Raw genomic sequence first — 9,755 nt, 5'->3', positions numbered from 1 at the left:
CCGCCTTGCGGCAAGCTTCATCAGTTGGGCAGAACGCCGGCCGTCGGAAGTGAAGCACTCTTCGGGGCCAGCGGCCCGCCGGAATAGAATTTCGAAGCCGGGTTCTCCTGCATGAAATCGTAGGCGACCATGCCGAGCGGCCGCTTTTGCCGTTCCGATGCCGCCTGATGCCAGGGGATTACCTGGCGCAGCGCCTCGAGTGCCGCGGTTGGCGCCGCGCCGAATTTCCGCTGCGGGTTCTGCGCCTTGCGGATTTCCATCCAATAGCTTGCCGTCAACAGGTCCTGCGCCAGCAGGTGGAACGACACGTCGACCGCCTCACGGGCGCGTTGCGTCTTGATGCGGGTTTGCGCTTCCAGGTCCTCGACGGTGGCGACGATCGCTTGGCCATTCGGCGTCACCGGGGTGCCGAGGTCGGCCAGCTCCTGCCAGAGATCGGTCGGCAGATAGCCGTCGAAGGTCGGGATGTCCTTGCGCTCTTCGGGCTTCAGCACATCGGCCGGCTTGACCACGGTGAAGAAGGGGTTGCGGAAGCGCTCGATGCGCTGCGCCACCGCGACGCCAAGATTGGTCAGCGAGATGGTGAAAGCCTCGACCTGATTGGCCATGGGATAGGGATCCCAGTTGGCGTTGGAGAAGATATAGCCGGACTTGCCGTTACTCAGCGGCCCGCCCTTGATGTAATATTTCATGAATTGCGGCGTGCTCAGCTCCGGCGAGCTCTGCGGCGTCAGGCCCGGCAGGATGGCCGGATTGTGATCCGACGAATTGATCGAAAGCAGCACGGATTGGCGCAGATCCGCCCAGGCCTGCCAGGCCGAGCCCTGGCGCTGGCTGGAGGCGCGCATGCTTTCCGGGTCCTGGATGATGCGGGCCGGATCCTCGTCGAAGAGATAGCTGCCCTTGATCATGTCCATGATCCTCGCCGCGTCCCATGTCAGCCACGGGTAAGGCCGCATGGATTGCACCGGCACCGATATCGGCGTCACGCTGGAGTTCATGCCGTTGAGCCCCATGGCGTAGCTGAGGTCGGTCCATTCCAGCAGTTTTCGCGCGTCCTCGAGCAAGAGCACGGCTTGCGCCTGGGCATAGGCATTGGTGCTGATCAGCGCGGCCTGGTCGGCGGCGAAGGGTTCGAGCGGCTTCAGGCCGGCCTGGGAGAGGGCCTGGGAGGCGGGCATGCGTGTGCCGTTGAAATAGGCCTCGCCCTCGCCGACCATCGTCGCGCCGATATTGCCGAGTGTCGCGAGGTCGCCTTCGCCGAGCGTGCCGCGCGATTGCACCACCGGCGTCACCCGCTTGTTCAGCATGTCGACAAGCATATGCGTCAGCTGCGGGCTGGCGGCTTCGTAGGACATGGTGTTGGCGCGGATCGCCATGATCGCGCGCACCAGCGCTTCTTCCTGCAGTTCCGGCCCGTAGCCTCTGTTGACCCCGCCCTTGAAGCGGGCGAGCTGCTGCTCCTTGAGGAGCTTGCTGTTTTCCGGCGTCGTCGGATCGCCGGAGAAGATCACCGTTTCGCGCTGATCGCCGGCGCCACGGTTGAACCAGTAGATCGTGATACCTTCGGCCGCACCCTCGAGCAGCAGGCCATAGGCATCCGCCGAGCGCTGCAGCGCTTCCGGGCTAAGCTCGACCTTGGCGCCGTTGCGGGCGATGTCGATGACCTGATCGATAGTCAGGTCATGCCCGGTCAACGTTACTGTCTTGGCTGCCGCGGTCTCGAAAATGGGCTGATAGGTGGTCGCTGCCTCGAAGGCATGAGCGGGTGGGGTGGCGAGCGCCAGTGTCATGGTCAGGGCGCAGAGAAAAATCCGGGGTTGGGCAATTCGCTCAAGCATAAGGGCTCCTATTCTCGAAGCGTTAGCCTCGGGCACGAAGTTTCACCCCTCGGAAATTTTGTTTCCCGGAAAACTAACTGGCTGCATTCGCCTGTCAACGCTTGATGAGAGCAGGACTGACGGTGCAGCCCGCGTGGCCCTATCGCGCCATGGCGTGGTATTCGTCGTTGGGCCGCATGTCGATTGCCGCCGCGACGCGGTTCGACATGTTGAAGAAGGCCGCGGTCGAGGCGATGTCCCAGATGTCGCGGTCGCTGAAGCCTGCCTGGCGCAGCGCCGCGCGGTCGGCCTCGACGATCCTGGCCGGTTCTTCGGTCAGCTTGACGGCGAATTCGAGCATCGCCGTTTGCTTCGGCGAAAGGTCGGCGGCGCGGAAATTCATCACCATCGTCTCGCCAAGCAAGGGGTCGCCCGAGAGCTGGCGCACCGCCGCGCCATGCGCGGTCAGGCAATAGTAGCAGTGGTTGATGGAGGAGACGGCGACCGCGATCATCTCGCGTTCCAGTTTCGACAGGCCGGATTCGCCCAGCATCAAATCATTGTACATGTCGGTGAAGGCGCGCAGCTTCTTGTCGTCGAAGGCATAGGCCCTGAGGACGTTGGGGACGAGGCCGAGCTTCTCCTCGCATTTGGCGAAATAGGCTTTTGTCGGTTCGCTCGGCTCTGCCGGGGCCAGGTCAAGCGCGGTGATTTTGCCTGTCATGGATCATTTCTCCTCGTCACGCGATGGCCTGCCGCCGAATTCCGATAATTCTTGGCAAGCCGTCAAACCTTTGTCGCCAAACAGCGGTCATCTGCTACCATAGTCGCAAAAGCATGCGACGGGAGGGAAGAAGCGTCATGGCCAGCGTGAAGTCCGCAGCTAAGTCGAAGAAGAAGGCAACGGCGGCGAAGACGGAGGACAGACCGGCCAGGCTTGCCGACTATCTGCTCGCCCGCGCGCCGGCTGAGGATATCGCCGCCTATGACGTGGCCGACCTCGAACGCGCCGCCGATCTCGCCGGCAAGGCGGTCGCCGGCCACAAAAAGGGTGAGTGCGTCGTCGCCGTCGAAGCCGATTCGGGCGTCGTTCGCGAAGGCCGCCCGGTGACGGTCATCACGGTCGTCAACGACAACATGCCGTTCCTGTTCGATTCCATCCTCGGCGAAGTCACGGAGACATCAGGGGGACCGACCCTGGTCACCCATCCGGTGATCACGGTTCGCCATGGCAAAACGGGTGTGGACGAAATCCTCGGCGATGGCAATTTCGCCAAGGACGACGGCAGCCACGACCGGCTGAGCGTGATCCATGTGCACATTCCCCGGTTGACGTCAGCACAGGCAAATGGCTTGACCGAGCGGTTGCGCAAGATGCTTGGCCAGGTCCACGCCGCGGTCAACGACTGGCGGCCGATGCTCGCCCGGCTCGATCAGGCCATCTCCGAATTCCGCTATTCTGCGGTGCCGCTCGACAAGAAGAGCGTCGCCGAGGCCATAGCCTTCCTGGAGTGGCTGCGCGACGACAATTTCACCTTCCTCGGCATGCGTGAATTCAAGTACATCGGCGGCGAGGAAAGCGGCAATCTGGAGCGCTCCGAAAAACCCGGCCTCGGCATCCTGACCGACCCGGACGTGCTGGTGCTGAGGCGCGGCACCGAGGCAGTGACGACGACACCGGAAATCCGCGCGTTCCTGCACGGACCGGAGCCGCTGATCGTCACCAAGGCCAATGCCAAGTCCTTGGTGCACCGGCGCATCTATCTCGACTATATCGGCGTCAAAACCTACACCGCCAAGGGCACGTTGGCGGGCGAACTGCGCATCGTCGGCCTGTTCACCTCGACCGCCTACACGCGCTCGGTGATGAAGATCCCGTATCTCAGGTCCAAGGCCGAAACCATTATCGCCAAGTCGGGTTTCGACCGCCACGATCACTCCGGCAAGGCGCTGATCAACGTGCTGGAAAGCTATCCGCGTGACGAGCTGTTCCAGGTGCCGGTGCCGATCCTGCGCAAGCATGCCGCTGCCATTCTCGGGCTGATCGAGCGGCCGCGCGTGCGGGCGCTGGTGCGTGCCGACCAGTTCGATCGTTTCGTGTCGATCCTCGTCTTCGTGCCGCGCGACCGCTACGACAGCGTCGTGCGCGAGAAGATCGGCGCCTATCTGAAAACCGTATTCGAGGGCCGGCTGTCGGCCTATTATCCGGCCTTCCCCGAAGGCGGGCTGGCGCGTGTGCACTTCATCATCGGCCGGTCCGGCGGCAAGACGCCGAAGGTCGAGCAGGCTACGATCGAGGCGGCGATCCGCGACATCGTGCGCACCTGGGAAGATGCGCTTGCCGATGCGGCCGAAGCCGACGGCAGCGACCCGGCGTTGAAAGCCATCGCCGCGCGGCTGCCGGAAAGCTACCGGGATTCGTTCAGCGCGGCGGTGGCGCTGGCCGATGCCGGGCGCATCGCCAAGATCAGCGCCAGCAATCCGATCGCCATCGACTATTACCGCCATACCGGGCAGAAACCGCAGCAGGCGGCGCTGAAAATCTATCACCATGGCAGTCCGGTGGCGTTGTCGCGGCGCGTTCCGGTGCTGGAGAACATCGGCTTCCGCGTCATCAGCGAGCGGACTTTCGCAGTCGGCGACCAAGCCTCCGGGATGGTCTTCATCCACGACATGGAGCTGGAGAACAGCTACGGCGCGCGAATAGACCTCGCCGACGGCGGCGCGCTGTTCGAGGACGCGTTCCTGTCGGTGTGGCGCGGCGACGTCGACAATGACGGCTATAACGGCCTTGCGCAAACCGCCGGCCTGTGGTCGGGCGAGATTACCATCCTGCGGGCCTATGGCCGCTATTTGCAGCAGGTCGGCATTCCGCAGAGCCAGGACTTCATCGCCGCCGCCCTCAACCGCTATCCCGAAATCGCGCGCGGCCTGCATGACCTGTTCATCGCCCGCCTCGGCCCGACGGCGGAAACGGAAGGCGTGGTGGCGGCCAAGCACCTCAAGGCCAAGATCAAGGATGCGCTCGAAGATGTCCCCAACATCGACGACGACACGATCATACGGCGCTACCTGAACCTGATCGAAGCCTCGCTGCGCACCAATCATTTCGTTGCCGATACGAAAGAGAAAGGCCAGTCGCTGGCGATCAAGCTCGGGTCGCAAGCGGTCGAGGGATTGCCGGCGCCGCGGCCATGGCGGGAAATCTTCGTCTACGGTTCCGAGGTCGAAGGCCTGCATCTGCGCTTCGGCCCGGTCGCACGCGGCGGCCTGCGCTGGTCGGACCGCGCCCAGGACTACCGCACCGAAGTGCTCGGCCTGGTCAAGGCGCAGCAGGTCAAGAACGCCGTCATCGTGCCGGTCGGTGCCAAGGGCGGCTTCTATCCCAAGAAACTGCCGATGAGCGCCGGACGCGACGCCATCTTCGAGGCCGGCACCTCCGCCTACAAGAACTTCGTCTCCAGCCTTTTGTCGATCACCGACAATATCGGGCTGGACGGTGTCATTCCGCCGGCCGGTGTCGTGCGCCGCGACCAGGACGATCCCTATTTCGTCGTCGCCGCCGACAAGGGCACGGCAACCTTCCCCGACACCGCCAACGCCATCTCGGAAAAGCATGGCTTCTGGCTCGATGATGCCTTCGCCAGCGGCGGTTCGGCCGGCTACGACCACAAGAAGATGGGCATCACCGCCAAGGGCGCCTGGGAAGCGGTCAAGCGGCATTTCCGCGAGATGAACCGCGACATCCAGACCTCGCCCTTCACCGTCGTCGGTGTCGGCGACATGTCGGGCGACGTGTTCGGCAACGGCATGCTGTTGTCGCCGAAGACGCGGCTGATCGCAGCCTTCGACCATCGCGACATCTTCATCGATCCCGATCCTGACATGGCTGCCTCGATGGCCGAGCGCGAGCGGATGTTCGCGTTGCCGCGTTCGAGCTGGCAGGACTATGACAAGACCAAGCTGTCGGAAGGCGGCGTCATCGTCTCGCGCAGCCAGAAGTCGATCACCTTGCCGGCTGCCGCGGCGGCCGCGATCGGCCTCGCCAAGACGACCGCCACGCCGGTCGAGATCATGACCGCCATCCTCAAGGCGCCCGTCGATCTCCTGTGGTTCGGCGGCATCGGCACCTATCTCAGGGCATCGACCGAAACCAATGCCGAAGTCGGCGACCGCGCCAATGATGCCATCCGCATCACGGCGCTCGACGTGCGTGCCAAGGTGATCGGCGAGGGCGCCAATCTCGGCGTCACGCAGCGGGCACGCATCGAGTTCGGCATGAATGGCGGCCGCTGCAATTCCGACGCCATCGACAATTCGGGCGGCGTCAACTGCTCCGACGTCGAGGTCAACATCAAGATCGCGCTGGCGTCGGCCATGCGCAAGGGATCATTGACGCGACCGGCGCGCAACAAGCTGCTGGCCGAAATGACCGACGAGGTCGGCGGCCTGGTGCTGTCCAACAACTACCAGCAGACGCTGGCGCTTTCGATCGCCCGCAAGCGCGGCCTCGCCGACATCGCGCATCAAAGCCGCTTCATGACCGCGCTGGAGGCGCGTGGCCTGCTCGACCGCGTGGTCGAGACGCTGCCGTCGCCGGCGGCCCTTGCCGAGCGCGAGGCGCGCGGCGAGCCGCTGACCCGGGCCGAACTCGGCGTGCTGCTCGCCTATGCCAAGATCGTGCTGTTTTCCGACATCGTCGCCAGCGACGTGCCGGATGATGCGCATTTCGACCGCGACCTGATGGGCTATTTCCCGGACCGGATGGCGAAGAAATACGCTTCCGAGATTCATGGCCACCGGCTGCGCCGCGAGATCATCGCCCGAGTCGTCGCCAACGATCTGGTCAATCGCGGCGGCCCATCCTTCGTCAACCGGCTGCAGGAAGCGACGGGGCGCACCGCCGCCGACGTGGTGCGCACCTTTGCCGTGGTGCGCGACGGCTTTGCGCTGCCGGCGCTCTATCGCGAGATCGACGCGCTCGATAACCAGATCGACGGCCAGGTGCAGCTCGATCTCTACCAGATGGTGAGCCGGCTTATCTATATGAGCAGCGGCTGGTATCTGAAAAACGATGCCGGCACGGCATCGCTTGGCCAACGCATCGCCGAGTTACAGGATGCACGCAAGGCGCTGGAGCCCAAACTGGTATCGCTGCTGCCGGCTTTTTCGCGCGAGCGGATCGAGGAGAAGCGGCACGGGCTGTTCAAGGCGGGCGCTCCGGAAAAGCTCGCCGAGCAGCTGGCGATGAGCGAGGCGGCGGAGCTCATTCCCGACATCGCGCTGACGGCGCGCACCTCCGGTGCCGATATCGTCGCGGCCGCCAAGGCGTTCTTCGCCGTCAGCGATGCCTTCCGCATCCCACGCGTCGAGGATGCGGCGCGCTCGATCACGCCATCGGACTATTATGATCAACTCGCTCTGTCCCGCGCCACCGACACGATCGGCGCGGCGCGGCGCGGCATCGCGGTGGCCGCGCTCACCGGCCATGCCAAGGCCGCGGATCCGGTGGCGGCCTGGCTCGAAGCGGGCGGCGAGCGGGTGGCGCGCATCCGCGAACGGCTGCAGGCGTTGACCGAAGGCGGCGACATCACCGTGTCGCGGCTGTCGGTCGCGTCGGGGCTGATGAGCGATTTGACGGGGATGTGAGCATCTCCGAAACGCCGGCGCCGCCCCTCATTGCCCTGCCGGGCATTTCTCCCCGCATAGTGACGGGGAGAAAGGGCTGGCCGCGGCCTCGGCGCCTTCTTTTGGGACGCTGGTGATTGGCGAAATCCGCAGTGACGGCGCCCCTCTCCCCGTCTCTATACGGGGAGAGGATGCCGAAAGGCAGGTGAGGGGCGGCACGAACATTTGCCAGTTTGCATGCCCATGAAAAACATGCAGACATGACGCCCGACGCGGGCGGGCCGGGGGAATCAGCATGGCGGCGGTAGAGACAGTGCAGCGGGCGTCGGGGCGCGGCATCTGGGGGTGGATGTTCTTCGACTGGGCGGCGCAGCCGTTCTTCACCGTCGTCACCACCTTCATTTTCGGACCGTATTTCGTCTCGCGCATGGCGAGCGACCCGACCGCCGGACAGGCGGCCTGGGGTTATGGTATCGCCGCGGCGGGGCTGGTCATCGCGATCCTGTCGCCCATCCTCGGTTCGATCGCCGACCAGACCGGGCCGCGCAAGCCGTGGATCGCCTTCTTCGCGACGATCAAGATCGTCAGCCTCACCCTGCTGTGGTTCGCCGCGCCCGGTTCGAACCTGTTCCTGGTCGTGCTGTTGTTCTCGCTGGCTTCGGTGGCGGCCGAGTTCTCGACCGTGTTCAACGATTCCATGATGCCGCGCCTGGTGCCGAAGGCCGAGATCGGCAGGATCTCCAACATGGCCTGGGGACTTGGCTATCTCGGCGGTATGATCGCGCTGATCTTCGTCGTCCTGTTCCTGGCAGGCAATCTGGAGACCGGCAAGACGCTTATCGGCATCGACCCGCTGTTCGGGCTCGATCCGAAGCTTGGCGAGGACGCGCGCTTCACCGGACCGATGTCGGCCGGCTGGTATTTCCTGTTCATCCTGCCGATGTTTTTCTTCACGCCCGACGCCGTCAAGGGCATCCCGATCGGGCCGGCGGTGCGCGAGGGCCTGTCGGAACTCAAGTCGACACTCGCCGAAGTGCGCAACCGCAGCGGCATCCTGCGCTTCCTCGCGGCGCGGATGATCTATCAGGACGGCGTCAACGCGCTGCTGGCGCTGGGCGGCACGTTCGCGGCCGGCATGTTCCACTGGTCGATCACCGAGATCGGCCTGTTCGGCATCATCCTCAACGTCGTCGCCATCTTCGGCTGCTGGATCGCGGCGCGGCTCGATACCGCGCTCGGCTCGAAGCACGTCGTGATGGTTGCGCTGGTCATGCTTTCGGTCGCCACCGTCGGCGTCGTCTCGACCGGACCGGGCTTCACACTGCTCGGCCTTATACCGCTGTCGACCGCCGATTCAGGCGGGCTGTTCGGCACCGCCGCGGAAAAGGCATACATCATGTATGGCCTTTTGATCGGCCTCGCCTTCGGTCCGGTGCAGGCCTCGTCGCGCTCCTACATGGCGCGCAGCGTCACCGCCGCCGAATCCGGGCGCTATTTCGGCATCTACGCGCTGGCCGGGCGGGCCACCAGCTTCCTGGCGCCGTTCATGGTGGCGACCATCACCACGCTCAGCGATTCGCCACGGCTCGGCATGGCCGCGATCATCCTGTTCCTCGGCATCGGCATGGCGATCCTGGTTGGAACGCCATATCCGGCGGATCGGCCGGTTGAGTAGCAGCGCCACTTCCTTCTCCCACAAGGGGAGAAGGATGGGGGTGCTCAATGCCGGAAATGCCGCACGCCCGTGAACACCATGGCGATGCCATGTTCATCCGCGGCGGCGATGACGTCGTCGTCGCGCATCGAACCGCCCGGCTGGATCACGGCCGTGGCACCGGCCTCGATGGCCGACAGCAGGCCGTCGGCGAAGGGGAAGAAGGCGTCCGAAGCGACCACCGAGCCCCTGGTCAGCGGCTCAGTCACCCCGGCGGCCTCCGCCGCGTCGAGCGCCTTGCGGGCGGCGATGCGTGAGGAATCGACGCGGCTCATCTGGCCGGCGCCGATGCCGACGGTGGCGCCGTCCCTGGCATAGACGATGGCGTTCGACTTGACGTGCTTGGCGACGCGGAAGGCGAATTTGAGGTCGGCCATTTCGGCCGGCGTCGGCGCGCGCTTCGTCACCACCCTCAGTTCGAGGTCGTCGACCACGGCGTTGTCGCGGCCCTGGACGAGCAGGCCGCCGGAAACCGACTTGACCGTGGTGCCGGCCGCGCGCGGATCGGGCAGGCCGCCGGTGACCAGCAGGCGCAAATTCTTCTTGGCGGCGATGATTGCCGCGGCCTCGTCGGCGGCATCGTCGCCTTGAAC

At 64.8% G+C, this 9,755-nt stretch carries 4 protein-coding genes and 1 pseudogene; 2 read left to right on the top strand and 3 right to left on the bottom strand.

The window, feature by feature from the left end:
• Positions 1 to 20 precede the first annotated feature (20 nt).
• Positions 21 to 1,841, bottom strand: a complete 1,821-nt coding sequence (locus EOA36_RS16980) for an aromatic amino acid ammonia-lyase (RefSeq protein WP_127278617.1) — start codon at positions 1,839 to 1,841, stop codon at positions 21 to 23.
• Between the two features lie 139 nt (positions 1,842 to 1,980).
• On the bottom strand, positions 1,981 to 2,544 hold the full coding sequence (locus EOA36_RS16975) for a peroxidase-related enzyme (RefSeq protein ID WP_127278616.1): 564 nt from the start codon (positions 2,542 to 2,544) through the stop codon (positions 1,981 to 1,983).
• A 137-nt stretch (positions 2,545 to 2,681) separates the two neighbouring features.
• On the opposite strand from EOA36_RS16975, the gene EOA36_RS16970 reads away from it, so the two are divergent.
• Together EOA36_RS16970 and EOA36_RS16960 are read left to right on the top strand one after the other, a co-directional pair.
• Positions 2,682 to 7,469 (top strand): NAD-glutamate dehydrogenase, encoded by a 4,788-nt coding sequence (locus tag EOA36_RS16970; protein ID WP_127278615.1) that lies wholly within the window; start codon positions 2,682 to 2,684, stop codon positions 7,467 to 7,469.
• 274 nt (positions 7,470 to 7,743) lie between these two features.
• On the top strand, positions 7,744 to 9,123 hold the full coding sequence (locus EOA36_RS16960) for an MFS transporter (RefSeq protein WP_127278614.1): 1,380 nt from the start codon (positions 7,744 to 7,746) through the stop codon (positions 9,121 to 9,123).
• Positions 9,124 to 9,167: 44 nt separating this feature from the next.
• Here the strand turns inward: EOA36_RS16960 and purH are convergent.
• Positions 9,168 to 9,755 (bottom strand): annotated as a pseudogene (gene purH / locus EOA36_RS16955) (bifunctional phosphoribosylaminoimidazolecarboxamide formyltransferase/IMP cyclohydrolase); the annotation flags it as partial.

It is taken from the genome of Mesorhizobium sp. M8A.F.Ca.ET.021.01.1.1, assembly GCF_003998025.1.
GTDB lineage: Bacteria > Pseudomonadota > Alphaproteobacteria > Rhizobiales > Rhizobiaceae > Mesorhizobium.
The sequence above is the reverse complement of the archived record's forward strand: the minus strand, read 5'-3'. Positions and strand labels throughout refer to the sequence as shown.